Origin of the sequence: Bordetella pertussis 18323 (assembly GCF_000306945.1) — a bacterium.
Classification (GTDB): Bacteria; Pseudomonadota; Gammaproteobacteria; order Burkholderiales; family Burkholderiaceae_B; genus Bordetella; species Bordetella pertussis.
The window spans coordinates 840,708-865,969 of the sequence record NC_018518.1 but is presented as its reverse complement, the minus strand read 5'-3'; the positions used below and the strand labels follow the sequence as shown (position 1 = coordinate 865,969).

Sequence of the window (25,262 nt, the reverse complement as noted above, 5' to 3'; positions counted from 1 at the left end):
GGATGAACCATGCATACAACCTATTGAATCTTCACAGCTAGCTCGCGGCCCGACAACAGTTCGGCGCGGTACCCTTCGGCCTGCAGGCGCGCGGCGGCGAACTCCTCCAGCACGTCCTGCTCCAGGGCGCTGCGCGCCAGCACCAGGCTGCCGTTGGCGCGCACATGGAACCCGGCGCCGGCCGCCAGCTCCAGCCACAGTTCGCGGGACTGGCGGGCGTGGCGGGCCATCACGCCCGGGGCCTGGCCGGTGACCAGCACCTGGCCGAAATTGCGGATGGTGGCGCCGTGCGCGCGCTGGCTGCGCTCGACCACCGCCACCGACAGGCCGCGCCGGGCGGCCGCCCAGGCGTGGGCGATGCCCAGCATGCCGGCGCCCACGACGACCACGTCATACGTCTTCATGATTTTGCTGCTTCCGGGAAAATGGGCGGGCCGCCGCCGTGCGGAGCCCGCCGCCGATGCGGGATTACTTCTTCTTCGGCTCGGACTTGCCGTCGTAGCGCTTGGACCATTCGGCGATGATGCGATCGCGGTTGGTCGCGGCCCACACGAAGTCGTTCTTGATCATGCGCTCGGACAGATTGGCCGGCAGATGGGGGTTGACCGTGGCCACCGACGGGATCGCCAGCACGGCGAAGTTGCTCTTGTACAGCTCGTTGGCTTGCCGGCTGGCCGAGAAGTCGGCCAGCTTGCGGGCCGCCTCGAGATGCTTGGTGCCCTTGACGATGGCGGTGGCTTCCACTTCCCAGCCCAGTCCTTCGGACGGGAACACGGCTTCGACCGGCGCGCCGTCGGCCTTCAGCTTGGCGGCGCGGTAGTCGAACGAGATGCCGATCGGGTATTCGCCGGCGGCGGCCATGTTGCAGGGCTTGGAGCCCGAGTGCGTGTACGAGCCCATGTTCTTGTGCAAGGCGTCCATGAACGCCCAGCCCTTTTCCTCGCCGAACATCTGCAGCCAGGCGCTCACGTCCAAGAAGCCCGTGCCCGAGGATGCCGGATTGGGCATCACGATCTTGCCGGCATATTCCGGCTTGGTGAGGTCCTGCCACGAGGTGGGCATGGGCAGGTTCTGCTTGCTGGCCTCGATGGTGTTGACGCACACCGCGGCGGCGTAGGCGTCCATGCCGACCCAGGCCGGCACGTCCTTGCCGTCGCGCATGTTGGCCGCGATCTGGTCCAGGCCCTTGGGCGCGTACGGCAGCAGCATGCCTTCCTTGTCCATCAGGCCCAGCGCCGTGCCGGCCAGGCCCCAGATCACATCGGCCTTGGGGTTGTTCTTCTCGGCCAGCAGCTTGGCGGCCACGATGCCGGTCGAATCGCGAACCCATTGGATCCTGATGTCGGGATGGGCTTTTTCGAAGGCGGCCTGGTAGGCCTTGATCTGGTCGGCCTCCAGGGCGGTGTAGACCGTCAGCGTGGTGTTGGCGGCGGCGACGCCGGTCGCGGCGGCCAGGACGGTGGCCAACAGGATCGAGGGAATGCGCTTCATGCGGAAACTCCGGTAGGGAAAGCTGGGTTCAGGGACGCTGGCCGGCGGCCAGGCGCGTTTCGATGTCGGCCAATACCGGCGGCAGGTCCGCCACGGTATCGATGAGGTAATGGGGAGCGCCGGCCTGCAGTTCGGCGCGGGCGCGATCGCGCGCGGCCTCGCGGCCGGCCTCGTCCAGGCTGAGGAACTGCTCCAGGGACAGGCCGGCGGCGTTGCCCGACAGCAGCAGCCCGACTGTCCACATGCCGGCGCGGCGGCCCTCTTCCACGCCGGGCGCGGTGTCGTCGACCTTGACGCAGCCCGCCACGTCGGCGATGCCCAGCTCGACCACGTTGCGCAATGCCATGGCCGGCGCCGGCCGCGAACGCGGCACATCGTCGCTGGCGACCACGTAGTCCAGCGCCAGCCCTTCGCGCTCGGCGCGTTCGAGCACGCGCTGCATGACGGCGGCCGGGTAGCCGGAGCACGAGCCCAGCTTCAGGCCGCGCTGGCGCAGGCCGTGCAGCAGTTCGATCGCGCCGGGTATCGGCTGCGAATATTCGGCCACCTTCTCCAGCTGCATGGGCAGGAAGCGTTCGTAGATGGCGGTGACGTCCTCGTCGGTGGGCAGCCGGCCGAACTGTTCCTGGTACTGCCGCGCGATCGCCGCGTCATTGCACAGCGCACGGATGTGATCCCACTTGCCCATGCCCATGGGGCCGCGCGCCTGTTCCAGCGAGATCTGCACGCCGAAGCGGGCGAAGGCATCGACGAAGACCTTGGTCGGCGCGAAGGAGCCGAAATCGACCAGCGTGCCGGCCCAGTCGAAGACCAGCGCCTCCAGGCGCACGGGGAGTGTTGCAAGCGTCATGGCATTCATTCCAGTGGAGAGTCGGTCAGGCCGCCGGCGCGCGGCGCCACGCCTGGGTGCGCGCCACCAGCGCGCGGCTGGCCAGGTGAAGTAGCAGCGAAGCCAGCGCCGAGGTCGCCATGATCACGGTGCACATGGCGGCCGCCGGGCCGATGAAGCCGGCGTCGTCCATGTTCAGCACCGCCACGGCAGCCAGCACGGTCTGCGGGCTGTAGAGAAACACCACGGCGGAGACGGTCGTCATCGCCGAGACGAACAGGTAGCGCGCGGTATCCAGCACCGCCGGCAGGCACATCGGCAGCGTGACGCGCAGGAAGGTCAGCGCGGCCGGCACCTTGAGCGAGGCCGAGGCCGCCTCGAACTCCGTGTCGAGCGCGCCCAGCGCGGTGACCGCGGTCAGGTGCGCGCTGGTGTAGAAGTGCACCACGGTGCACACCACCAGCAGCGTCATGGTGCCGTACAGGGCGCCCAGCGGGTTGCCGGGGCTGTTGAAGAAGAAGATGTACCCCAGCCCCAGCACCAGCCCGGGCACGGCCATGGGGGTAAGCGCCAGCATCCGCGCGGTGCCGCGCAGCGCCGCCGCCGGCACGCCGCGCGTCGGCAGTTTTTCCATCATCCAGGCGCCGCCGTACACCAGCGCGGTGCCGGCCAGGGCCGTCCACGCGGCCAGCTGGATGCTGTTGCGCCACGCCAGCCAGCCGCCGCCGTCCATGTTGTCGAAGTCGTACGAACGCAGCGACAGCGACAGGTTGTACGGCCACATCTTGACGAACGACGCCCACACCGCCACGCCGACGATTGTCAGCAGCGCCAGGCCGATCAGCGCGGCGATGGCCAGGAAGCAGGCGTCGCGCAACCGGTGCGTGCCCGGCGCGTAGACCAGCGCGCGCCCGCTCAGGCCGGCGCCATGGCGCGCCCGCAGGTGCCGGTCGAGCAGGAAGGTCAGCATGGCCGGCACCAGCAGCAGCAGGCCGATGGCCGCGCCCTTGGAGAAATTCTGCTGCCCCACCACGGCCTTGTAGGCCTCCATGGCCAGCACGTTGTAGTCCCCGCCCACGACCTTGGGCACGCCGAAATCGGTGACCGTCAACGTGAACACCAGGCAGCAGGCCGAGAACACGGCATAGCGGGTGCCCGGCAGCGTCACGGTGGCGAAGGTGCGCCAGGGGCCGGCGCCCATGGCGCGCGCCGCGTCGTACAGGCGGCCGTCGGCCAGCGCCAGGCCGGTCAGCAGGATCATCAGCGCGTGCGGGAAGGTGTAGAAGGCCTCGCCGATCACAATGCCCCAGAAGCCATAGATGGTGGCGCCGCCGGCCAGCGCCTTGAGCAGGCCCTGGTTGCCCAGCAGGTAGATCAGCGCGATGCCCGGCAACAGCGAGGGCGCCAGCAGCGGCAGCAAGGCCACCAGCCGCAGCGCGCCCTTGCCCGGCGCGCGGGTGCGGGTCAGGCAATATGCGTAGGCATAGGCGCAGGGCACCACCAGCGCCACCGTGGCCGCCCCCACCGCCAGGCTGCGCCATACCAGCCCCAGGAACGCGCTGTCGTCGACGATGCCGGCCAGCACGCCCACGCCGGCGGCGCCATCGGCGCCCGGCGCCACCGCCTTGACCAGGATGGCAAGCAGCGGCAATGCCAGGAACAGCACCAGCGCGGCGACGAACAGGCCCTGCCCGCCCCAGCGGCCCAGGGTTCCGGTCCAGGCCGGCAGCGCCCGGCGCACGGGCGCGGCAGCGGCGGCCGGCCGCGCGATGGCGGCGCGCCGCGGCGCCTTGGCGACGGCGGATTCAAGCGTAGGCACTTAGCGCATGGCGCGGCAGCTCCACCCAGCAACGGCCGGCAGCATGGGCGCCCAGCAGGGCGTCACCGGTTTCAGCGGAAACCACGGACTGCACGGTGGCGCCCGGTATTCCTTCCAGCCGCAGCGAGATGCGATAGCCGCGCCCCAGGAAAACGCCATCGAGCACATCGGCCAGCACGGTGTTGGCCGAGGCCGGCGTACCCGATGCGCTCAGCCGCACCGCCTCCGGCCGCACGAACAGGCGGCCGCTGTCGGCCTCCAGCGGCTGCTCGACGTCCAGTTCGAGCTGGCCGACGCGCGCGCGGTGGGCGTCGATGCGCTGGTACCGCAGCCAGTTGGCCTCGCCCACGAAGTCGGCGATGAATGCCGAACGGGGATCGCGATAGAGTTCGCGCGGCGTGCCGTACTGCTCGATGACGCCGCCGTTCATCACCGCGATCCGGTCGGCCATGACCATGGCCTCTTCCTGGTCGTGGGTCACCATCAGCGTGGTGATGGAAAGGCGCCGCTGCAAGGCGCGCAGTTCGCCGCGCAGGCGGTCGCGCACGCGCGCATCCAGCGCCGACATGGGCTCGTCGAGCAGCAGCAGCGACGGCGCCGGCGCCAGGGCGCGCGCCAGCGCCACGCGCTGCTGCTGGCCGCCGGAAATCTGCCCCGGATACTTGCGGGCCGCGCCGCTCAGCCCGACCAGGGCCAGCATTTCATCGACGCGGGCGGCCACGCGCTCGCGGTCGCCGCGCCGGCCGCTCAGCCCGTAGGCCACGTTCTGCGCCACCGTCAGGTTGGGAAACAGCGCATACGACTGGAACAGGATGCCGTAGTCGCGCGCCTGCGGCGGCTCGTTCGAGATATCGCGGCCGCCCAGCACGATGGCGCCGCCGTCCTGGCGCTCCAGGCCGGCGATGGCGCGCAGCAGGGTGGTCTTGCCGCAGCCCGAGGGGCCGAGCAGGCACACCAGCTCGCCCGCCCCGATGTCCAGCGACACGTCGGCCAGCGCCCGATGGGCGCCATAGTGCTTGACCAGATTGCGTATCGACAGGAATGCGTCGCTGCCCCGGGACATATGCCCTCCAGAATGACTCGGTAACCAATGTCCGGGGAGTATGGGCAGGGCTTATTGTGCGTTTATGACAGTTCGCGCAAATGCAGTAATAAAAACATCAAATAATTTTGGTGTACTGGCGATCCTGCTCTATCTGGCACGCCGCGCGCGTGATTTCCTGTGCTGGTCGCCGAACTCAAATCTTTCCACGCCGTAGCGCGCTGCGGCACCGTCACCAAGGCGGCCGCCCAGCTGGGGGTCAGCCAGCCCACGGTAACGGGCCAGCTGCGCCAGCTCGAATCGCGCTACGGCGTGGAACTGTTCCATCGCCAGGGACGCGGCCTGCGGCTATCGGACGCCGGCCACCGCCTGATGCCGCTGGTCGAGAAACTGGTGCAGCAGGAATCCGAGATCGAATTCCGCCTGCGCGACGCCAGCGACCTGCGCGAGGGCTGCCTGCGCGTCGGCGCCACCGGCCCCTTCTACATCATGGACACGGTGCGGCGCTACAACCAGCGCTACCCGGCCATCGAGCTCAGCGTCGCCATCGGCAACTCGCAGAGCATGCTGCAGGCCCTGCACGACTACCGGATCGACGTGGCGACGTCCTCGGTGGCGATGAACAACCCGAACCTGTACCGGCGCGCCATCGCCGCCGACCCGCTGCGCATCGTGGTCCACCGCGACCACCCGCTGGCCGCGCGCGCCTCGGCCGGCCTGGCCGATCTGGCGCCGTACGCGCTGCTGCTGCGCGAGCCCGGTTCGATGACACGCCAGCTGACCGAAGAAGCGCTGCAGAAGGCCGGCGTGGCGCCGGCCCGGGTGCTGGAGATCGGCAGCCGCGAATCGATCCGCCAGGCGATCCTGTGCAACCTGGGGGTCAGCCTGATTCCGTCGCGCGAAGTGCCCGCCCAAGCCGAACTGGCCACGGTGGCGATCGCCGATACCGAGGTCCTGATGCATGAGTACCTGTACTGCCTGCGAGAGCGGCAGCCCGTGCAGCTGATTGCACGATTTCTGGAACTGGCGCCGAGCGCGGCATGAGCGCGCCGCCGGCGATGCCGGGAGACAACCATGGCCCTGACCCTGCAAGACATCGAACAGATATTCCTCGAGCGCGGCCACCGCGCCTATGACGGCGAACCCGTCAGCCACCTCAAGCACGCCCTGCAGACCGCGACGCTGGCCGAACAGGGCGGCGCCGGCCCGCACCTGATTACCGCCAGCCTGCTGCACGACCTGGGCCACCTGATCGCCGCGCACCCGGGCACCCCCAGCCTGCGCGGCCTGGACGACAAGCACCAGTACTTCGTGCTGCCCTTCCTGCGCGGCTTGTTCGGCAATGCCGTGCTGGACCCGATCCGCCTGCACGTCGAGGCCAAGCGCTACCTGTGCTTCGTCGAACCCGCCTACGCGACGCGCCTGTCGGCCGACTCGCGCCGCAGCCTGACGCTGCAAGGCGGCAGCTTCGATGCCGGCCAGGCGGTGGATTTCGCCAGCATGCCGGGCGCGCCGGACGCGATCCGGCTGCGCCGCTGGGACGACCAGGCCAAGCAGCCCGGCATGCAGACCGGCTCGCTGACGCACTTCCTGGAGATCGCCGAGGGCGTGGCCGGCCGCGCCAAGCTGGCCGCCATCTGGTGACGGCGGCCGGATCGGCTCAGGCGCCCTTGGCGACCGGCCGCGCCGCGTCGCTGCACCATTCGCTCCACGAGCCGGGGTACAGGCGCGAACCGGCCAGGCCGGCGATCTCCATGGCCAGCAGGTTGTGGCAGGCGGTGATGCCCGAGCCGCATTGGTGCACGATGCCGTCGGCCGCGCGCCCGCCCAGCAAGGCCTCGAACTCCTGGCGCAGCTGGGCCGGCGCCTTGAAGCGCCCATCGGCCTGCAGGTTCTCGGTATTGGGCCGGTTCAGCGCGCCCGGGATGTGGCCGGCCACCGGGTCCATGGGCTCGACTTCGCCGCGGTAGCGATTGGCCGCGCGGGCATCGATCACGGTAAAGGCAGGCTGGCCGATGTTGGCCAGCACCGCGGCGGCATCGACGGTGCCGGCCAGGCTCTGGCCTGCCCGCGCCCCGGGCTGCGCCGAGACGGCCGGCGTGGCGCCGGCTTCGGTCGGCAGGCCGGCGGCGGTCCAGGCCTGCCAGCCGCCGTCGAGCACCGCGACCCGCTCGTGCCCCATCCAGCGCAGCATCCACCACAGGTGCGCGGCGAACATGCCGCCGCTGGCGTCATAGGCCACCACCAGCGTCTCGGGCGTCACGCCGTGGGCGGCCATCAGGCCGGCGAAGGCATCGCGCTCGGGCAGGGGGTGGCGGCCGTTGCTGCCGGAACGCGGCGCGGCCAGTTCGGCCTCGTGGTCCAGGTAGCGCGCGCCCGCGATATGGCCTTGCTCGTAGGCGCGGCGGCCGGCCGCATGGTCGGCCAGGTCATGGCGCACGTCGAACACCCGCACGCCGCCGGCATCGAGTCGGGCGGTCAGGTCGGCGGCGGAAATCAGCGTCATGGTCATCGGTTTGCTCCCCTGTAGGCGCCGGCGGCCGCAGCCGGCCGGACGCGGATGATCAGGCGCCGCCGGGCCGGCGCATGGTGCGCCAGACCGACAGCAATCCCGCGAAAATGATCAGGCCCATGCCCATCCAGGCCAGGTTGTCCAGGGCGTCGCCCCAGAGCCCCATGCCTATGAAGGCGGCAAAAATGATGGTCGTGTACTGCAGCGCCGCGGTCAACAGGGCCGAGCCGTGTCCGAAGGCGCGCGTCATGGTCAGCTGCCCCACCAGGCCCGAGGTGCCCACGCCGAACAGCGCCAGGTAGCCGTACAGGTCCGCCCGCCCCCACCCTCCCAGCAGCAGGCCGACCCCGCTGCTGGCGCACACCGCCACCGAGAAGAACAGCACCGTGCGCCACTCGGGCTCGCCGACGCGGCCCAGCTGGCGGATCTGCAGCATGGCGATGGCCGACATGGCGCCGGCGGTCAGGCCCAGCAGCGCGGCCAGCCACTGGTCGTCGTTGACGCTGGGGCGCAACACCGCGCACGCCCAGAAAGCCCAGCGCCACGGCGGCGATGCGCACCGGGTCGCGCTGCGCGCCGCCCCACCCCAGCATCCAGCAGGCGATGAACAGCGGCGCGGTGTAGTTCAGGCTGGTGGCGGTGGCCAGCGGCAGGTGCGCCAGGGCGAAAAAGCCCAGCCACATCGAGGTCACGCCGGACAGGCTGCGCCAGACATGCAGGCGCCAGCTGGTCGGGATGATGGACTGGCGCCCGGCGCGGGCCCAGATCAGCAGCAGCACCACCGAGGGCAGGCCGCGGAAAACACCACCTGCGGCAGCGAAGCCCCGTGCTCGCTCGCCAGCTTCACGAACGACCCCATGATGGCGAACATGGCTGACGCCAACAACATCCAAAGAGCCTGCATGGGGCTTACCGCTACGAAAAAAGGGCCGGGGGGAATCAGGGAAAGCGATACTATACTCCCCATCGCTGCCGGCCCCGCCGGCGCCGGGAACCCGCGCCCCGCCCGCCAGTCCAAGCGGGGTACGACTTTCGCTCGCAAAGGACCATAACAAGCATGAAACGCATTTTCCTGTTCCTGATCACCAACCTGGCCGTCATGGTTGTGCTGTCGGCCACGATGCGCATCCTCGGCGTGGACCGCTTCCTGACCGCGCAGGGGCTGAACCTCACCGGCCTGCTGATCTTCTCGGCCGTGATCGGCTTCACCGGCGCGATCATTTCGCTGCTGATGAGCAAGCCCATGGCCAAATGGAGCACCGGCGCGCGCGTCATCGACCCCAACGCGCCGGCCAACCAGCGCGAAGCCTGGCTGCTCGACACCGTGCACCAGCTGGCCGACCGCGCCGGCATCGGCCGGCCCGAGGTGGCCATCTACCAGGGCGAACCCAACGCATTCGCCACCGGCGCGTTCCGCAACGACTCGCTGGTGGCGGTCTCGACCGGCCTGCTCGACAGCATGACCGAAGAAGAAGTGGCCGCCGTGCTGGGCCACGAGGTGGCGCACGTGGCCAACGGCGACATGGTCACCCTCACCCTGATCCAGGGCGTGGTCAACACCTTCGTCGTGTTCCTGGCGCGGGTGGTCGGCTATTTCGTCGACCGCGCCATTCTCAAGAACGAACGCGGCGTGGGCCTGGGCTACTACGCCACCGTGATCGTCTGTGAGATCGTCTTCGGGATCCTGGCCTCCATCATCGTGGCCTGGTTCTCGCGCCAGCGCGAATACCGCGCCGACGCGGGCTCGGCCCACCTGATGGGCTCGCGCGAGCCCATGATCCGCGCCCTGGCGCGGCTGGGCGGCCTGGAGCCGGGCGAACTGCCCAAGTCGTTCGAAGCGTCGGGCATCTCGGGCAAGAACGGCATCTCGGCCATGTTCGCCTCGCACCCCCCGATCCAGGCCCGCATCGCAGCCCTGCAGCACGCCCGCCTGGGCTGACCGGCCGTTCGGTCCGCCAGCGAAAACGCGCCCCGCAAGGGGCGCGTTTTGCATGAGCCAACCCGCGCGGCGGATCAGTCCAGGGTCAGGACGGTCGCGCCGGTGGTCTTGCGGCCGGCCAGCGCCGTCTGCGCGTCGCCGGCCTGGGCCAGGCTGTAGCGCTGGTCGATGCGTACCTTGATCTTCTTCTTCAGCACCAGGCCGAACAGTTCGTCGGCGGCGGCAGCCAGCTTCTCGTGGGTATTGACGTGCACGCCCAGCGACGGCCGCGTCACGTACAGGCTGCCCTTCTGGTTCAGGATGCCCAGGTTGACGCCGGCCACCGGCCCCGAGGCGTTGCCGAAGCTGACCATCAGGCCGCGCGGCTCGATGCAGTCCAGCGAGGTTTCCCAGGTGTCCTTGCCCACGCCGTCATAGACCACCGGCACCTTCTTGCCGCCGGTCAGCTCCAGCAGGCGTTCGACCACGTTCTCGCGCGAATAGTCGATGGTCGCCCAGGCGCCATGGGCGCGGGCCAGTTCGGCCTTCTCGGGGCTGGAGACCGTGCCGATCAGCTTGACGCCCAGCGCCTTGGCCCATTGGCAGGCGATCAGCCCCACGCCGCCGGCGGCGGCATGGAACAGGATGGTCTCGTTGCCCTGCAGGCGGTAGGTCTGGCGGAACAGGTATTGCACCGTCAGCCCCTTGAGCATCAGCGCGGCGGCCTCGTCGAAGCCGATGCCCTTGGGCAGCTTGACGACCTGCGCGGCCGGCACGTTGCGCGCCTGGGCGTACGCGCCCAGCGGGCTCTGGCCATAGGCGACGCGGTCGCCCTTCTTGAGGTGACGCACGTCGGCGCCCACGGCCTCGACCACCCCGGCGCCTTCGAAACCCAGGCCATGCGGCAGCGGATGCGGATACAGGCCGGTGCGGAAGTAGATGTCGATGAAGTTCAGGCCGGCGGCATGCTGGCGGATGGTGACTTCATTGGCCGCCGGCGGCGGCACCTCGACGTCGACGACTTGCAGGACTTCCGGGCCGCCGTGCTGTTCGATGCGGACTGCCTTGACGATGTTGCTGGCCATGCGGGCCTCCTTGAGAGCGAATCAGGTAATGAGGGATCATGCGAATCGGATCGCGGCCGGCGCTATGGCCTGGCCGGGCGGCGGCGCCCGGCCAGGACGAACACGCCCGCCAGCACCAGCGCGGTACCGGCCAGCTGCCACACCGTAATGGGCTCGTCGAGGAACCACGCCGCCAGGAACAGGACCGACACCGGCCCCACCATGCCAAGCAGCGACGCAGTGGGCGCGCCGACCAGGGCAACCGCCCACATCAGCATGAACACCGGCAGCACCGTGTTGACGGTGGCGTGGATCACCGAATAGCCATAGACGGCGGCGGGCTGGACCAGCACCGATGCCGGGTGGATCAGGAAGAACTGGATCAGGCTGGCCACGCACGAGACCAGCATGGCATAGGTCACCAGCCGGGTTGCCCCGACCCGCTCGACCAGCTCTCCCGAACAGATCAGGTACACAGAATAGCTGAGCGCGGAGCAAAAAACGAAGAAAGACCCTGTCAGCACGTCGGCGCCCGCGCCGCTCTGGCTCAGGTCGTGCGACAGGACCAGCGCCACGCCCACGTAGGACAGCAGCATGGCGCCCCACTGGCGGCGCGTCACCGGCCGCTTCAGCCACCACGCCGACAGCAGCACCACCAGCGACGGCGACAGGAACAGGATCAGGCGCTCCAGCCCGGCCGTGATGTGGCGCAGCCCGAGGAAATCCAGGAAGCTGGACAGGTAATATCCCAGCAGGCCCAGCGCGCACAGCTGGCCGCGCTCGCGCCAGCTCAGCACCGGCAATTCGCCGCGCGCCGCGCGGCGCGCCTGCCACCAGGCCACCGCGGCAAAGAACGGCATGGCAAACAGCATGCGAAACGCGATCAGCGTCACCGCGTCGATGCCGTAGCGGTAGGTGAACTTGACCACGATGGCCTTGCCGGAAAACAACACCGCCCCCAGCGTGGCCATAAAAAAGCCCGCTGCCATGCCGGAAAAGCGGGAGGGGTCGGAAAGCTGCCTGTTGCGATTCATGCGATCATTTTAGTTTCGTCGCGCGGCCACCGCGCACCCGCCCCTTTCCGCAGTCCGCATTCATGACACGCCAACGCGCCCTCGTCTATATCCATATCGCCGCCGTCCTGTTCGGCCTGACCGGGGTCTTCGGCGAACTGATCCAGGCCGGGGCGGCCGTGATCACCCTGGGGCGGGCGCTGTTCGCCGTCGGCGCGCTGGCCGTGTTCGCGCGCATGCAGCGCCGCTCGCTGCTGGGGGTGCTGACGCCGGCCCAGCTGTTCGTGCTGGTCATCGCCGGCTGCCTGCTGGCCGCGCACTGGGTGACCTTCTTCATCTCGGTCAAGGTGGGCGGCATCGCCATCGCCACCCTGGGCTTTGCCAGCTTTCCCGCCTTCATCACCTTGTTCGAGGGCCTGGTGTTCCGCGAGCGGGTGCGCCTGGCCGAGTGGCTGCTGCTGGGCCTGGTCACCGCGGGGCTGGTGCTGGTGACGCCGTCGTTCGACCTGGCCGACCAGGGCACCGTGGGGCTGGTCTGGGGGCTGGTATCCGGTTTTTCGTTCGCCATGCTGGCGCTGACCAACCGGCGCGCGGCGGCGGGCATGGACCCCATGCAGGTCGCCTGCTGGCAAAACGCCGTGGTGGCGCTGGTCATGCTGCCCTTCGCGGTGGTCCACCTGCCTGCCCTGCACGCGCTGGACTGGCTCTGGGTGGCGCTGCTGGGCATCTTCTGCACCGGGCTGTCGCACTACCTGTTCGTCTCCAGCCTGACCCGCCTGAACGCGCGCAGCGCCGGCCTGGTCATCGCGCTGGAACCCGTCTACGCCATCGGTTTTGCCTGGATCCTGTTCACCCAGGTGCCGACCCTGCGCATGCTGGCCGGCGCGGCGCTGATCGTCGCCGCCATCGTCTGGTCGGGGCTGCGCAAGAGCACGCACTGACCGCCCTGCCCGGCCATGAACTGCCTTGACAATAGTTGCCTAGGCAGTAAAATTCCGGCATGAATCCGCCCCGCTCCGCTTCGTCCGAACCGTTTGCGCACTACCGCGCCGACAGCATCTGTACCCGCGACGACAACGCCGGCTTTCTCATCAAGCTGGTGTCCAATTCGCTCAACCGGATGCTGGACCTGGAAATGGCGCCGCTGGGCTTGACCGCCATGCAATGGCGCCCGCTGGCCATGATCGCCAGCGGACGGGCCGACACCCCGGCCGAGCTGGCCCGCCTGATCAACGTCGACACCGGCGCCATGACGCGCACGCTGGACCGCCTGGAGGCCAAGGGCCTGCTGCGCCGCGTGCGCAGCCAGGAAGACCGGCGCGTCATCAAGATCGAACTGACGCCCGAGGGCCAGACCAAGGCGCGCGAAATACCGGCCTATATCGCCAAGGTGCTCAACCACCACCTGCGTGGATTCTCCACCGAGGAAGTGGCGCAGCTGCAGCACATGCTGCGCCGGATGATCGCCAACGGCTCGGTCGGCGGCTAGCTGTGAAGATTCAATAGGTTGTATGCATGGTTCATCCGAACCGGATTTGAGAAACTGGAAATCGCCAACCCCCCAGTTCACTCAAGGAGCCCGGCCGGATGAACACCCATAAGCATGCCCGATTGACCTTCCTACGTCGACTCGAAATGGTCCAGCAATTGATCGCCCATCAAGTTTGTGTGCCTGAAGCGGCCCGCGCCTATGGGGTCACCGCGCCGACTGTGCGCAAATGGCTGGGCCGCTTCCTGGCTCAGGGCCAGGCGGGCTTGGCCGATGCGTCCTCGCGCCCGACGGTCTCGCCCCGAGCGATTGCGCCGGCCAAGGCGCTGGCTATCGTGGAGCTGCGCCGCAAGCGGCTGACCCAAGCGCGCATCGCCCAGGCGCTGGGCGTGTCAGCCAGCACCGTCAGCCGCGTCCTGGCCCGCGCCGGTCTGTCGCACCTGGCCGACCTGGAGCCGGCCGAGCCGGTGGTGCGCTACGAGCATCAGGCCCCCGGCGATCTGCTGCACATCGACATCAAGAAGCTGGGACGTATCCAGCGCCCTGGCCACCGGGTCACGGGCAACCGACGCGATACCGTTGAGGGGGCCGGCTGGGACTTCGTCTTCGTGGCCATCGATGACCACGCCCGCGTGGCCTTCACCGACATCCACCCCGACGAGCGCTTCCCCAGCGCCGTCCAGTTCCTCAAGGACGCAGTGGCCTACTACCAGCGCCTGGGCGTGACCATCCAGCGCTTGCTCACCGACAATGGCTCGGCCTTTCGCAGCCGCGCCTTCGCCGCGCTGTGCCATGAGCTGGGCATCAAGCACCGCTTTACCCGACCTTACCGCCCACAGACCAATGGCAAGGCCGAACGCTTCATCCAGTCGGCCTTGCGTGAGTGGGCTTACGCTCACACCTACCAGAACTCCCAACACCGAGCCGATGCCATGAAATCCTGGCTACACCACTACAACTGGCATCGACCCCACCAAGGCATCGGGCGCGCTGTACCCATCTCCAGACTCAACCTGGACGAATACAACCTATTGACAGTTCACAGCTAGCCGCCAGGCCCCCGAAAACCCAGTCCCAGTCAGTCATCTTGCCATGGCTTATGTACGAAATTGCGTCATAATAGCTGCCTAGTCAGATACAGATTAATCAATGACTTTAAGCAAACAGTCAGGATGAAACGGTTCCGCCTCCTTTCCGCAGCCCTGGCGCTGGCCCTGGGCGGTTGCGCCCTGATGGATCCGGCGCCGCCGCCGGTGGCCGAACTGGACGCCGCCCGCCTGGGACTGAGCGCCGCGGGCGTGCAATGGCCGGCCCAGCAATGGTGGCAACGCTATGCCGATCCGCAGCTCGACGCCCTGGTGTCCGAGGCGCTGGCCAGCCATCCGTCGCTGGCCGCCGCGCAGGCCCGGCTGGCGCAAGCCAACGCCGCCGTCGCCGGCGCGCGCGCGCGCCGCTGCTGCCGCGCGTGGACGCCAACTACACGCTCACCCGCGAACACCTGCCGAAGAACTACATCTATCCCCCGCCCACCGGCGGCTCGGTGGTCAGCGACAACCGGCTGGCGCTGGACTTCAGCTACGAGCTGGACTTCTGGGGCAAGAACCGCGCCCGCCTGCAGGCCGCCGTTTCGCAGCGCGACGCGGCCGACGCCGACGCGCAGGCCGCCCGCAACCTGCTGGCGCGCGCCATCGTGCGCAGCTACCTCAACCTGCAGAACGCCTTCGCGCAGCGCGAGGTGCTGCAGTGCGTGCTGAGCCAGCGCGCCGAAGTGGTGGACCTGACGCGCGGCCGCAAGGCCGCCGGGCTGGACACCGAGGTGGAGGTCAAGCAGGCCGAATCGTCGCTGGCGGCCGGCCGGGTCGAGCTGACCCGGAACGAAACCACCATCGCCCAGCTGCGCAACCAGGTCGCGGCCCTGGCCGGCGCCGGCCCCGTGCGCGGCCAGGCGCTGGCCCCGGCCGCGCTGACCGCCCCCGGCGGGGTGATTCCGGCCAGCGTGCCGCTCGAGTTGCTGGGCCATCGGCCCGATGTCACGGCGGCGCGCTGGCGGGCCATCGCCGCGCGCCACGGCATCGAGGCCGCCAAGGCCGAGTTCTATCCCAACATCAACCTGGTGGCCTTCGCCGGCTTCGAGGCGCTGGGCACCGGCCGGCTGCTCGACGCCGGCAGCCGCGCCGCCGGCATCGGCCCGGCCATCACGCTGCCTATCTTCCATGGCGGCGAACTCAACGCCAACCTGGCGGGCCGCCGCGCCGACGCCGACCTGGCGGTCTCGGACTACAACCAGACGGTGCTCGACGCCGTGCAGCAGACCGCCGATGCCATCGATGCGCTGCGCCTGCTCGGCCGCGAGCAGGCCGAACAGCGCCAGGCCCGCGAAGCCATCGACGCGGCCTATGACCTGGCGGTCAGGCGCTACCGGGCAGGGCTGGGCTGGGCAACTATCTGTCGGTGCTGATCGCGCAGACGGGCGTGCTGACCCAGGCGCGGCTGGATACCGATCTGCGCATCCGCGCCTACCAGCTCGACGCCGACCTGGCCTACGCCCTGGGCGGCGGCTATGCGCCCCCGGCCACCACGGCGGCCTCCCCCTCTCATTGAATGAACTGGATTCACACCTCATGAGCCCCTCCCCGACCACCCACCCCGCCCGCAAACGCCTGCTGTGGCTGGCAACCGGTGTGTTCGCCGTGCTGGCCATCGCCTATGCCGTCTGGTGGGCGCTGTTCGGCTCGCACTTCGAGAGCACCGACGACGCCTATGTCCACGGCAACCTGGTGCAGATCACGCCGCAGGTGCCCGGCACCGTCGTCGCCATCGAGGCCGACGACACCGAGGCCGTGACGGCGGGCCAGGCGCTGGTGCGGCTGGATCCGGCCGACACCGACGTGGCGCTGCAGCAGGCCGAGGCGCGCCTGGCCCAGACGGTGCGCCAGGTCCGCACGCTCTACGTCCAGAACGACGCCCTGGCCGCCGACATCGACGTGCGGCAGGCCGAGATCGCGCGCGCCCAGGCCGACCTGAAGCGCGCCCAGAGCGACCTGCAGCGGCGCCAGACGCTGGCCAAGTCGGGCGGCGTCAGCGGCGAGGAAATCCTGCACGCCGAGACCGCGCTCAAGTCCGCCCAGTCGGCCCTGGCGCAGGCGCGCGCCAACCTGGCCGCCGCCCAGGCCAAGCTGGCGACCAACCAGGCGCTGACCGAGGGCACGACGGTGGCCGAACATCCGGACGTGCGCAATGCCGCCGCCCAGGTGCGCAATGCCTGGCTGAACCGTTCGCGCACCGTGCTGCCGGCGCCAGTCGACGGCATCGTGGCGCGCCGCGCCGCGCAGGTCGGCCAGCGCGTCGCCCCCGGCGCCATGCTGATGAACGTGGTGCCGCTGGACCAGATCTGGGTCGAGGCCAATTTCAAGGAAGGGCAGCTGCGCCACATGCGCATCGGCCAGCCCGCCAGGATCACGGCCGACCTGTACGGCGGTTCGGTGGTCTACGACGGCAAGGTCATCGGCCTGGACGCCGGCACCGGCAGCGCCTTCGCGCTGCTGCCGGCGCAGAACGCCTCGGGCAACTGGATCAAGGTGGTGCAGCGGGTGCCGGTGCGCATCGCGCTGGACCCGGAGCAGCTCAAGACCCATCCGCTGCGCGTGGGCCTGTCCATGGACGTCGAGGTCGATGTCGGGGCCGAGGAAGGCCAGCCCGTGACCGCCGCGCCGCGCGCCGAACCGGCCCTCTCGACCCAGGTGTTCGAGCCGGCGCACGATGAAGCCGACGCGCTGATCGCGCGCATCATCCAGGCCAACCTCGCATCATGAGCGACAAGCCCAAGTCGTCCGCCGGCGGCGCGCCCTATCCGCCGCTGGAGGGCGCCACCCGCATCATCGGCTCGATCGCGCTGTCGACCGCGGTGTTCATGAACGTGCTGGACACCTCGATCGCCAACGTGTCGATCCCGACCATCTCGGGCGACCTGGGCGTAAGCACCAGCCAGGGCACCTGGGTCATCACTTCGTTCGCGGTGGCCAATGCCATCACGGTGCCGCTGACCGGCTGGCTGACGCAGCGCTTCGGCCAGGTCCGGCTGTTCCTCACCTCCACCCTGCTGTTCGTGCTGGCCTCGTGGCTGTGCGGCTTCTCGCCCACGCTGGAAGCCCTGATCGGCTTTCGCGTGCTGCAGGGCGCCGTGGCGGGCCCGATGATTCCGCTGTCGCAGGCGCTGATGCTGGCCAGCTTTCCCAAGCACAAGGCCGGCATGGCGCTGGCGGTCTGGTCCATGACCACGCTGGTCGCGCCGGTGGCCGGACCGCTGCTGGGCGGCTGGATCTCGGACAACTACACCTGGCCGTGGATCTTCTACATCAACGTGCCGGTGGGCCTGCTGGCGGCCTGGATCAGCTGGCGCGTCTACCGCGACCGCGAATCGCAGACCCGCAAGCTGCCCATCGACAAGGTAGGCCTGCTGTTGCTGGTGGTGTGGGTGGGCGCGCTGCAGATCATGCTGGACAAGGGCAAGGAGCTGGACTGGTTCGCCAGCCCCGTGATCATCGCGCTGGCCGCCACCGCCTTCGTGGCCTTCGTGTTCTTCCTGATCTGGGAGCTCACCGACGCCCATCCCGTGGTCGACCTGCGCCTGTTCAAGGAGCGCAATTTCACGGTGGGCGCGCTAACGCTGGCCGTGGCGTACGGCGTCTTCTTCGGCAACGTGGTGCTGCTGCCGCTGTGGCTGCAGAGCAATATGGGCTACACCGCGACCTACGCCGGCATGGTGACCGCGCCGGTCGGGCTGCTGGCCATCCTGCTCACCCCCATCGTGGGCAAGATGCTCGCCACCCGCGACCCGCGCCAGATCGTCACCGTGGCCTTCATGGTGTTCGCGCTGGTGTGCTTCATGCGCGCGGGCTTCAATACGCAGACCGACGTGCGCACACTGATGGTCCCGACCATCATCCAGGGCGCCGCCATGGCGATGTTCTTCGTGCCGTTGACGTCGATCACGCTGTCCAGCCTCGACGCCTCGCGCATTCCGGCGGCCTCGGGCCTGTCGAACTTCGCGCGCCTGACCGCGGGCGCGTTCGGCACCTCCATCGCCACCACCATGTGGGACAACCGCGCCAACCTGCATCACGCCCAGCTGACCGAGATCGCCACGCCGGGCCAGCAGGCCTTCGACCACACGCTGGGCACGCTGCAGAACGGCGCCGGCATGTCGCACCAGCAGGCGCTGACCGTGATCAACGGCATGATCGACACGCAGGCCTACACGCTGTCGGCGCTGGACGTCTTCTATGCGTCGGCGGCGATCTTCCTGCTGCTGACCGGCCTGGTATGGCTGGCCCGGCCCAAGTCCGCCAAGAGCGCGGGCGGCGGCGCGGCCGAGGCGGCGGCCGGCGCGCACTGAGCGCCAGGCCGCGCGGCCTCAGCCGGCGGCCACCAGCGCGGCGATGGCCGAACCCACTTCGGTCGTGGTGGCCTTGCCCTGCATGTCCGGCGTGCGCGGCCCGTCGACCAGCACCTGCTCGATGGCCGCGACCACCGCCGCCGCGGCTTGCGGATAGCCGAGGAAATCCAGCATCAGCGCGCCGCTCCAGATCTGCCCGATCGGGTTGGCGATGCCCTTGCCGTAGATGTCGGGCGCCGACCCGTGCACCGGCTCGAACAGCGAGGGAAACTTGCGTTCCGGGTTGAGGTTGGCCGACGGCGCGATGCCGATGGTGCCGGTGCAGGCCGGCCCCAGGTCGGAAAGAATGTCGCCGAACAGGTTGGACGCCACCACCACATCGAACCAATCCGGGTGCTGCACGAAGTGCGCGCACAGGATGTCGATGTGGTACTTGTCCCAGCGCACGTCCGGATAGGATGCGGCCATCTCGGCCACCCGTTCGTCCCACCACGGCATGGAGATCGAAATGCCGTTGGACTTGGTGGCCGCGGTCAGGTGCTTGCCGCGCTTGCGCGCCAGTTCGAACGCGAACTTCAGCACGCGGTCGGCGCCCACGCGCGTGAACACGCTTTCCTGGATCACGACTTCGCGCTCGGTGCCGGCGAACAGCCGCCCGCCGCTGTTGGAATACTCGCCCTCGGTATTCTCGCGCACGATGAAGAAATCGATGTCGCCCGGCTTGCGGTTGGCCAGCGGCGTGGGCACGCCCGGCATCAGCCTGACCGGACGCAGGTTGATGTACTGGTCGAAATCGCGGCGAAAGCGAAACAGCGACCCCCACAGCGCCTCGTGGTCGGGCACGGCGTCGGGCCAGCCGATGGCGCCGAAGAAGATCGCCTCGTGGCCGCCGATCTGCGCGGCCCAGTCATCGGGCATCATCTTGCCGTGGCGCGCGTAGTAATCGCAGCTCCAGTCGAAATGGTCCCACTGGAAATCGATGCCGAAACGCGTGGCGGCCGCCTCCAGCACGCGCAGCCCCTCGGGCATGACTTCCTTGCCGATGCCGTCGCCGGCGATGACGGCGATCCTGTGTTTTGCTGCCACCTCAGTCTCCTTGTATGCGATCGTGCGCGCGCCGCGCCGGCGCGAAGCCGGCCCGCATTATCGATCCAAACGGCGCGCGCGGCCAAGCGCGGGCCCAGCCGGCGTCAGGCGCCGCTCCAGGCCTCGGCGTTCAGTTTGTCGCTGTAGACCGGCCGGCGCTGCTGGCGCTCGACGTGCTCCAATGCCGGCGTGATGACCTGCACCAGGCGCTCGAAGGCCGGTTCGATCTCTTCCTCGGGCACGCAGGCATAGCCGAGCAGCAGCCCCGGACGGGCGTCCTGCTCGCTGGCGTAGTAGCGCGACAGCGGCCGCGCGTGCAGCCCCAGCGTGCGCGCGGCGATGGAAATGCCCAGGTCGTCGGTGCCGTCGGGCAGGCGCATCACCAGGTGCAGGCCCGCCTCGTGGGTGGAAATCGGCCAGTCGGCGCCGAAGGCCCGCGTGACCGCCTCGCGCAACAGCGCCTGGCGCGCCGCATAGCGTTGCTTGACGCGGCGGATATGGGTGGCGTAATGGCCGCCTTCGATGAAATCGGCCAGCACGGCCTGGTCCATCAGGCGCCCTTCGCGATACAGCTCCGACAGCCCGGTCGCGACGTGGCCGGCCAGCGGCTTGGGCAGCACCATGTAGGCCAGGCGGATGCCGGGAAACAGCGTCTTGGAGAAGGTGCCCAGGTACAGCACCCGGTCGTGCTGGTCCAGCCCCTGCAGCGAGGCGATGGGGCGTCCGTCGAAGCGGAACTCGCTGTCGTAGTCGTCCTCGACGATCCAGGCGCCGCGCTTGTGCGCGTAGTCCAGCAGCATGCGGCGCCGCGCCAGGCTCATCACCATGCCCAGCGGATACTGGTGCGACGGCGTCACGAAGATGAAGCGCGGCGGATCCTGCAATTGCTGCGCGCTGGGCGCCATGCCCTCGTCGTCCACCGCGACCGCCACCGGCGTGATGCCGCAGGCCATCAGCGTCGAACGCGCGCCCCAATAGCCGGGGTTCTCCATCCAGGCGGTGTTGCCGTTGTCGCCCAGCAGGCGCGCCAGCACGCTGACGGCCTGGTGGATGCCGCTGGTCACGACGATCTGGTCGGCATCGCACTTGACCGAGCGCGACAGGCGCAGATGCTCGGCCAGCGCGCGGCGCAGGGGCATATAGCCGGCCCCGTACGCATAGGTCAGCAGTTCGGGCGGGGCCTGGCGCCAGCGCCGGCTCTGCAGGCGCTGCCACACCGCGCGCGGAAACAGCGAAACGTCGGGCACGCCGGCCACGAAGGCGCCCCATTGCCGGTCGGACGCCGAGGCTTCGCGCACCAGCTTGGTGCCGCGGCGCGACAGCGCGAAGTGCTGCGCCGCGGCCTCGACCTCGGGCGGCGCCGGCGGCTCCGGCGTGGCCGGCACGGTATCGGAGACGAAGGTACCACTTCCGAAGGCCGACACGAGGTACCCCTCGGCCAGCAACTGGTCGTAGGCGTGCAGCACGGTATTGCGGGATAACCCTGTGTCGACCGCCAGCGCCCGGGTCGCGGGCAGCTTGGTGCCCGCGGGCAGGTCGCCGGCCAGGATCAGGTCGCGCAGCAAATCGTAGATCTGCCTGGACAGCGGCGTGGCGCCGCGGCGTTCCAGCCGCTGCAGCAGGCACTCCGACAGAATGAGCTCTCTCAAAGTGGCACCACAAACAAAAAACGATTTGGACCTATTGAGAGTACCAAATATTCGATACGCTGCCTTTCACGTACTCAAGCTGGTCCAACAGAATGCAAAGGGGAAAATCTTGCAATCGGACACTGACTGCGTTGTTCCCGCCATCACGGCACCCGCCACGGCCCGCGCCGTGACCGGCCGCGCGGCCCCCGGCCGCCGCTTCCCCCCATCCCCCCGATTCGACGCTGTCGTCGTCAAGGCTCCCGGCTGAGGCCGGCGCAGTACGCCGCGCCCCGGCGCGGCAAGCGGTGCGCGCACCGCGCAGCAGCACGTTTGTTTCATCACCTTGCGGTAACCCGAACGTACCAGGCGGCAGGCGATTGACTTTGGCACAGGAGCCGATCCCCGCCGCCGTTCTTGAACTAGCCCGGAGGCCAGCAGTGAAACTCACACAACTCTTCAAACTGTCCGCAGCCGCCTTTACCCTGGCGGCGGCCCTTCCGCTGACGAACGCGCATGCCCAGACCCGGGACGGCACGCTCAACCTGATCGTGCAGCCCGAGCCGCCGATCCTGATCCCCGCGCTCAACCAGCAAGGGCCGACCCAGTTCATCACCGGCAAGATCTATGAAAGCCTGCTGACCTATTCGTTCTATCTCAAGCCGCAACCCGGCCTGGCCAAGTCCTGGGAAGCCGCGCCCGACGGCCTGAGCTACACCTTCCATCTGCAGGAAGGCGTCAAGTGGCACGATGGCAAGCCGTTCACGGCCGACGACGTCGTCTTCTCGCTGTCCGACCTGCTGCCCAAGACCCACGCCCGGGCGCGCGTGATCCTGGGCAAATTCCTCGACAAGGTCGAAAAGGTCGACGACCACACGGTCGTGGTGCGCCTGAAGTCGGCCTTTCCCGCCTTCATGCTGATGTTCGAGCCGGGCTTCGCGCCCATGATGCCCAAGCACATCTACGCGGGCACCGACTACGCCACCAACCCGGCCAACCAGAAACCCATCGGCACCGGCCCCTTCAAGTTCAAGGAATGGAAGCGCGGCGAATACGTCAAGCTGGAGCGCAATCCCGACTACTGGAAGGAAGGCAAGCCCTACCTGGACGAGCTGGTCTTCAACGTGATCCCGGACTCGGCCTCGCGCGCGGTGGCGTTCGAGCGCGGCAGCATCGACGCCCTGCGCGGCGGCGACGTGGACAACGTCGACGTCAAGCGCCTGCGCGGGCTGCCCGACGTGCAATACACCACCCAGGGCTGGGAGATGTTCTCGCCGCAGGCCTACCTCATCTTCAACATGCGCAAGCCGCCCTTCGACAACATCAAGGTGCGGCAGGCAGTGATGCACGCGTTCAACCGCAAGCTGGTGGTCGACAACATCTTCTTCGGCCTGGGCAAGATCTCGACCAGCCCGTTCGTGCCCACCGAGATGTTCTTCGACAAGAACATCCCGGCCATCCCGTTCGACATGAAGAAGGCGCGCGCGCTGATCAAGGAGTCCGGGATCAACCCGGGAGACTACACCATCCGCCAGCTCAGCTTCCCCTACGGCGCGACCTGGGACCGCCTGGGCGAATACACCAAGCAGGCGCTGGAACAGCTGGGCTTCAAGGTCAATGTCGAATCGACCGACGCCGGCGGCTGGGCCAGCCGCACCGGCAACTGGGACTTCGACCTGACCACCACCTACAGCTACCAGTACGGCGATCCGGCGCTGGGCGTGCAGCGTCTGTACGTGACGTCCAACATCGTCAAGGGCTCGCCCTTCGCCAACGTGCAGGGCTACAGCAACCCCGAGTCCGACAAGCTGTGGGAACAGGCCGCGGCCGAGGTCGATCCGGCCAAGCGGCAGGAACTCTACAACAAGATCCAGGCCATCCTGGTCGCCGAGGTGGCCAACGGCTTCCTGGTCGACATGGAGTTCCCGACGCTGTATCGCAGCAAGGTCAAGAATATGGTCAAGACCGCCATCGGCATGAACGAGACCTTCGACGACGTGTACATCGAGAAATGACGCGGCATGCGGCGGGCCGAGGGACGGCCCGCCGCCCGGCCCGCGCGGCCGCCCGCCGCCGCGGGCGGTGAACTAGCAGGAGCGGCGCGCATCGCGCCCTCCGGGGGATGCATCGCATGAAATTCCTGTCTTTCTTCGCCTCGCGCCTGGGCAAGGCCCTGGTGGTCGTGCTGGGCGTGGTGATCATCAACTTCTTCCTCATCCGCATGGCGCCGGGCGACCCCGCCGCCGTGCTGGCCGGCCAGGCCGGCGCCGGCGACGCGGCCTATGTCGAGCAACTGCGCACCCAGTTCGGCCTGGACAAGCCCGTGCTGACGCAGCTGGGCATCTACCTGAAAGGCGTGCTGCAGTTCGACCTGGGGTTTTCCTACCGCAATCACGTGCCGGTGCTGGACCTGATCGTCGAGCGCCTGCCTGCCACCTTCCTGCTGATGTCCGCGGCGTTCCTGTTCTCGGTCATCCTGGGCGTGCTGCTGGGCGTGGTCGCCGCGCGCGCGCGCTACGCCAACAAGCGCCGCTGGATCGACAGCAGCGTCATGACCGGCGCGCTGCTGCTGTACGCCACGCCGCTGTTCTGGCTGTCGCTGATGGGCATCCTGCTGTTTTCCGTGATGCTGGGCTGGCTGCCGGCCTTCGGCATGGAGACCGTGGGCAGCAACCTGACCGGCTGGGCCCGCGTGCAGGACATCGCCTTGCACCTGATCCTGCCCACCGTGACGCTGGGCTGCTTCTTCATGGCGGTCTACGTGCGCCTGACGCGCGCCTCGATGCTGGAAGTGATCGGCATGGACTTCGTCAAGACCGCGCGCGCCAAGGGCGTCAGCGCCAACCGCGTCATCCGCGCCCACGTGCTGCGCAACGCCCTGCTGCCGGTCATCACCTTCGCCGGCATCCAGCTCGGCCAGATGGCCGGCGGCGCGGTCCTGACCGAGACCGTGTTCGCCTGGCCCGGAATCGGCCGGCTCATGTTCGACGCGCTCCTGCAGCGCGACTACCAGCTGCTGCTGGGCATCTTCCTGGTGACCTCCATCATGGTCGTGGTTTTCAACCTGATCACCGACGTGATCTACCGCCTGATCGATCCGCGCATCGCCGCCGGCGGCACGCAAGGAGCCGCCGCATGAATGGATTCATGAAACGCTATATGCGCAACTACGGCGCGGTCGCCGGGCTGGTGATCGTGGCGCTGGTGGTGCTGGTGGCCCTGTGCGCGCCCCTGCTGTATGAAGAATCGCCGTGGATGATGGTGGCCAGCCCGCTGATCCCGCCCTTCACCGACTCGGCCTACCCATTCGGCACCGACATGCTCGGCCGCGACATCACCGCGGGCCTGGTATGGGGCGCGCGCGTCTCGCTCATGGTGGGGCTGCTGTCGGCGGGCGTGGCGCTGCTGTTCGGCATCGCCATCGGCGCCATCGCCGGCTATTGCGGCGGGCGCATCGACGATGCCCTGATGCGCTTTACCGAGTTCTTCCAGACCATTCCGCAACTGGCCATGGCGGTCGTGCTGGTGGCCGTGGTGGGCCCGTCGGTGTATTCGATCATGGGCGCCATCGCCCTGGTGTCGTGGCCGCCGGCCGCGCGCCTGGTCCGCTCCGAGTTCATGACGCTCAAACAGCGCGAGTTCGTGCAGGCCGCCATCGTGATCGGGCAGACGCCCGGGCGCATCGTCTGCACCCAGATCCTGCCCAACGCCATGTCGCCCATCATCGTGTCGGCCTCGTTCATGGTCGCCACCGCGATCCTGACCGAATCGTCGCTGTCGTTCCTGGGCCTGGGCGACCGCAACCTGATGAGCTGGGGCTTCATGATCGGCGCGGCGCGCACCATGATCCGCGAGGCCTGGTGGATGAGCGTGTGGCCCGGGGTGGCCATCCTGCTGACCGTGCTGGCCATCAACCTGATCGGCGAAGGTCTGAACGACGCCCTCAATCCTCAACTGCGCAAGCGCGGCGAATAGG

The 25,262-nt window shown here is 68.7% G+C and carries 20 protein-coding genes and 3 pseudogenes; 12 read left to right on the top strand and 11 right to left on the bottom strand.

Translation table 11 applies throughout. From position 1 onward, the window contains the following. Window positions 1-35: 35 nt before the first annotated feature. From BN118_RS04085 to BN118_RS04065, 5 genes and pseudogenes are all read right to left on the bottom strand, one after another. Window positions 36-404, bottom strand: a pseudogene (locus BN118_RS04085) (FAD-dependent oxidoreductase); the annotation flags it as partial. 64 nt (window positions 405-468) lie between these two features. Then, a complete protein-coding gene (locus BN118_RS04080; protein WP_010930836.1) occupies window positions 469-1,491 on the bottom strand; it encodes a putative 2-aminoethylphosphonate ABC transporter substrate-binding protein in 1,023 nt (340 codons plus the stop codon). Window positions 1,492-1,519: 28 nt separating this feature from the next. Next, window positions 1,520-2,350, bottom strand: coding sequence for a phosphonoacetaldehyde hydrolase (gene phnX, locus BN118_RS04075; RefSeq protein ID WP_003820286.1), 831 nt, complete (start codon window positions 2,348-2,350; stop codon window positions 1,520-1,522). 16 nt (window positions 2,351-2,366) lie between these two features. Further along, complete coding sequence (locus tag BN118_RS04070) at window positions 2,367-4,061, bottom strand: putative 2-aminoethylphosphonate ABC transporter permease subunit (RefSeq protein WP_014905545.1); 1,695 nt, start codon at window positions 4,059-4,061, stop codon at window positions 2,367-2,369. Between the two features lie 64 nt (window positions 4,062-4,125). After that, entirely contained in the window at window positions 4,126-5,202 is a 1,077-nt protein-coding gene (locus BN118_RS04065; protein WP_010930838.1) for a putative 2-aminoethylphosphonate ABC transporter ATP-binding protein, read from the bottom strand. A gap of 159 nt (window positions 5,203-5,361) precedes the next feature. On the opposite strand from BN118_RS04065, the gene BN118_RS04060 reads away from it, so the two are divergent. Together BN118_RS04060 and BN118_RS04055 are read left to right on the top strand one after the other, a co-directional pair. Beyond that, window positions 5,362-6,225 carry a LysR family transcriptional regulator gene (locus BN118_RS04060; RefSeq protein WP_010930839.1) on the top strand — a complete coding sequence of 288 codons (864 nt, stop codon included), beginning with the start codon at window positions 5,362-5,364 and terminating at the stop codon, window positions 6,223-6,225. Between the two features lie 30 nt (window positions 6,226-6,255). Continuing rightward, window positions 6,256-6,825 (top strand): phosphonate degradation HD-domain oxygenase, encoded by a 570-nt coding sequence (locus tag BN118_RS04055; protein ID WP_010930840.1) that lies wholly within the window; start codon window positions 6,256-6,258, stop codon window positions 6,823-6,825. A 16-nt stretch (window positions 6,826-6,841) separates the two neighbouring features. On the opposite strand, the gene BN118_RS04050 is transcribed toward BN118_RS04055, so the two are convergent. Then, window positions 6,842-7,693 carry a sulfurtransferase gene (locus BN118_RS04050; protein WP_010930841.1) on the bottom strand — a complete coding sequence of 284 codons (852 nt, stop codon included), beginning with the start codon at window positions 7,691-7,693 and terminating at the stop codon, window positions 6,842-6,844. Between the two features lie 52 nt (window positions 7,694-7,745). Continuing rightward, window positions 7,746-8,597: pseudogene (locus tag BN118_RS04045) on the bottom strand (DMT family transporter). 153 nt (window positions 8,598-8,750) lie between these two features. Between BN118_RS04045 and htpX the strand changes: the two are divergent. Continuing rightward, complete coding sequence (gene htpX, locus BN118_RS04040; protein ID WP_003813142.1) at window positions 8,751-9,632, top strand: protease HtpX; 882 nt, start codon at window positions 8,751-8,753, stop codon at window positions 9,630-9,632. A 74-nt stretch (window positions 9,633-9,706) separates the two neighbouring features. Here htpX and BN118_RS04035 read toward each other — a convergent pair whose 3' ends face one another. Both BN118_RS04035 and BN118_RS04030 read right to left on the bottom strand, forming a co-directional pair. After that, the gene (locus BN118_RS04035; protein ID WP_003813144.1) at window positions 9,707-10,696 is read right to left on the bottom strand and encodes a quinone oxidoreductase family protein; all 990 of its coding nucleotides are present in this window, start codon (window positions 10,694-10,696) and stop codon (window positions 9,707-9,709) included. Window positions 10,697-10,758: 62 nt separating this feature from the next. Then, window positions 10,759-11,709, bottom strand: a complete 951-nt coding sequence (locus tag BN118_RS04030) for a DMT family transporter (RefSeq protein ID WP_010930843.1) — start codon at window positions 11,707-11,709, stop codon at window positions 10,759-10,761. Between the two features lie 62 nt (window positions 11,710-11,771). Here BN118_RS04030 and BN118_RS04025 point away from each other — a divergent pair, with 62 nt between their 5' ends. The 6 genes and pseudogenes from BN118_RS04025 to BN118_RS04000 all read left to right on the top strand — a co-directional run bounded on the left by BN118_RS04025 (window position 11,772) and on the right by BN118_RS04000 (window position 18,572). Beyond that, complete coding sequence (locus tag BN118_RS04025; protein WP_003813147.1) at window positions 11,772-12,629, top strand: DMT family transporter; 858 nt, start codon at window positions 11,772-11,774, stop codon at window positions 12,627-12,629. Window positions 12,630-12,688: 59 nt separating this feature from the next. After that, on the top strand, window positions 12,689-13,177 hold the full coding sequence (locus tag BN118_RS04020) for a MarR family winged helix-turn-helix transcriptional regulator (RefSeq protein ID WP_003813149.1): 489 nt from the start codon (window positions 12,689-12,691) through the stop codon (window positions 13,175-13,177). A gap of 98 nt (window positions 13,178-13,275) precedes the next feature. Then, window positions 13,276-14,226 (top strand): IS481-like element IS481 family transposase, encoded by a 951-nt coding sequence (locus tag BN118_RS04015; protein WP_005012067.1) that lies wholly within the window; start codon window positions 13,276-13,278, stop codon window positions 14,224-14,226. A gap of 123 nt (window positions 14,227-14,349) precedes the next feature. Continuing rightward, window positions 14,350-15,778: pseudogene (locus tag BN118_RS04010) on the top strand (efflux transporter outer membrane subunit). 20 nt (window positions 15,779-15,798) lie between these two features. Further along, window positions 15,799-16,989: an HlyD family secretion protein gene (locus BN118_RS04005; protein ID WP_010930844.1), complete on the top strand. Its 1,191-nt coding sequence runs from the start codon at window positions 15,799-15,801 to the stop codon at window positions 16,987-16,989. Beyond that, entirely contained in the window at window positions 16,986-18,572 is a 1,587-nt protein-coding gene (locus tag BN118_RS04000) for a DHA2 family efflux MFS transporter permease subunit (RefSeq protein ID WP_003813155.1), read from the top strand. Before BN118_RS04005 ends, BN118_RS04000 begins: the two co-directional genes overlap by 4 nt. Before the next feature lie 18 nt (window positions 18,573-18,590). On the opposite strand, the gene BN118_RS03995 is transcribed toward BN118_RS04000, so the two are convergent. Next, on the bottom strand, window positions 18,591-19,658 hold the full coding sequence (locus tag BN118_RS03995; protein WP_010930846.1) for a tartrate dehydrogenase: 1,068 nt from the start codon (window positions 19,656-19,658) through the stop codon (window positions 18,591-18,593). A 104-nt stretch (window positions 19,659-19,762) separates the two neighbouring features. Continuing rightward, on the bottom strand, window positions 19,763-21,307 hold the full coding sequence (gene pdxR, locus BN118_RS03990; RefSeq protein ID WP_010930847.1) for a MocR-like pyridoxine biosynthesis transcription factor PdxR: 1,545 nt from the start codon (window positions 21,305-21,307) through the stop codon (window positions 19,763-19,765). Window positions 21,308-21,726: 419 nt separating this feature from the next. On the opposite strand from pdxR, the gene BN118_RS03985 reads away from it, so the two are divergent. From BN118_RS03985 to BN118_RS03975, 3 genes are all read left to right on the top strand, one after another. Further along, a complete protein-coding gene (locus BN118_RS03985) occupies window positions 21,727-23,301 on the top strand; it encodes an ABC transporter substrate-binding protein (protein WP_010930848.1) in 1,575 nt (524 codons plus the stop codon). Between the two features lie 107 nt (window positions 23,302-23,408). Next, window positions 23,409-24,425, top strand: coding sequence for an ABC transporter permease (locus tag BN118_RS03980; protein ID WP_003813162.1), 1,017 nt, complete (start codon window positions 23,409-23,411; stop codon window positions 24,423-24,425). Further along, window positions 24,422-25,261, top strand: a complete 840-nt coding sequence (locus BN118_RS03975; RefSeq protein ID WP_003813165.1) for an ABC transporter permease — start codon at window positions 24,422-24,424, stop codon at window positions 25,259-25,261. Before BN118_RS03980 ends, BN118_RS03975 begins: the two co-directional genes overlap by 4 nt. Window position 25,262 lies beyond the last annotated feature (1 nt).

What these genes read in the sequence shown, in the direction of transcription:
- BN118_RS04080 (WP_010930836.1), bottom strand. Translation starts at nt 1,491, where the DNA reads ATGAAGCGCATTCCCTCGATCCTGTTGGCCACCGTCCTGGCCGCCGCG.
- phnX (WP_003820286.1), bottom strand. Translation starts at nt 2,350, where the DNA reads ATGAATGCCATGACGCTTGCAACACTCCCCGTGCGCCTGGAGGCGCTG.
- BN118_RS04065 (WP_010930838.1), bottom strand. Translation starts at nt 5,202, where the DNA reads ATGTCCCGGGGCAGCGACGCATTCCTGTCGATACGCAATCTGGTCAAG.
- BN118_RS04055 (WP_010930840.1), top strand. Translation starts at nt 6,256, where the DNA reads ATGGCCCTGACCCTGCAAGACATCGAACAGATATTCCTCGAGCGCGGC.
- BN118_RS04050 (WP_010930841.1), bottom strand. Translation starts at nt 7,693, where the DNA reads ATGACCATGACGCTGATTTCCGCCGCCGACCTGACCGCCCGACTCGAT.
- htpX (WP_003813142.1), top strand. Translation starts at nt 8,751, where the DNA reads ATGAAACGCATTTTCCTGTTCCTGATCACCAACCTGGCCGTCATGGTT.
- BN118_RS04035 (WP_003813144.1), bottom strand. Translation starts at nt 10,696, where the DNA reads ATGGCCAGCAACATCGTCAAGGCAGTCCGCATCGAACAGCACGGCGGC.
- BN118_RS04030 (WP_010930843.1), bottom strand. Translation starts at nt 11,709, where the DNA reads ATGAATCGCAACAGGCAGCTTTCCGACCCCTCCCGCTTTTCCGGCATG.
- BN118_RS04025 (WP_003813147.1), top strand. Translation starts at nt 11,772, where the DNA reads ATGACACGCCAACGCGCCCTCGTCTATATCCATATCGCCGCCGTCCTG.
- BN118_RS04020 (WP_003813149.1), top strand. Translation starts at nt 12,689, where the DNA reads ATGAATCCGCCCCGCTCCGCTTCGTCCGAACCGTTTGCGCACTACCGC.
- BN118_RS04015 (WP_005012067.1), top strand. Translation starts at nt 13,276, where the DNA reads ATGAACACCCATAAGCATGCCCGATTGACCTTCCTACGTCGACTCGAA.
- BN118_RS04005 (WP_010930844.1), top strand. Translation starts at nt 15,799, where the DNA reads ATGAGCCCCTCCCCGACCACCCACCCCGCCCGCAAACGCCTGCTGTGG.
- BN118_RS04000 (WP_003813155.1), top strand. Translation starts at nt 16,986, where the DNA reads ATGAGCGACAAGCCCAAGTCGTCCGCCGGCGGCGCGCCCTATCCGCCG.
- BN118_RS03980 (WP_003813162.1), top strand. Translation starts at nt 23,409, where the DNA reads ATGCATCGCATGAAATTCCTGTCTTTCTTCGCCTCGCGCCTGGGCAAG.
- BN118_RS03975 (WP_003813165.1), top strand. Translation starts at nt 24,422, where the DNA reads ATGAATGGATTCATGAAACGCTATATGCGCAACTACGGCGCGGTCGCC.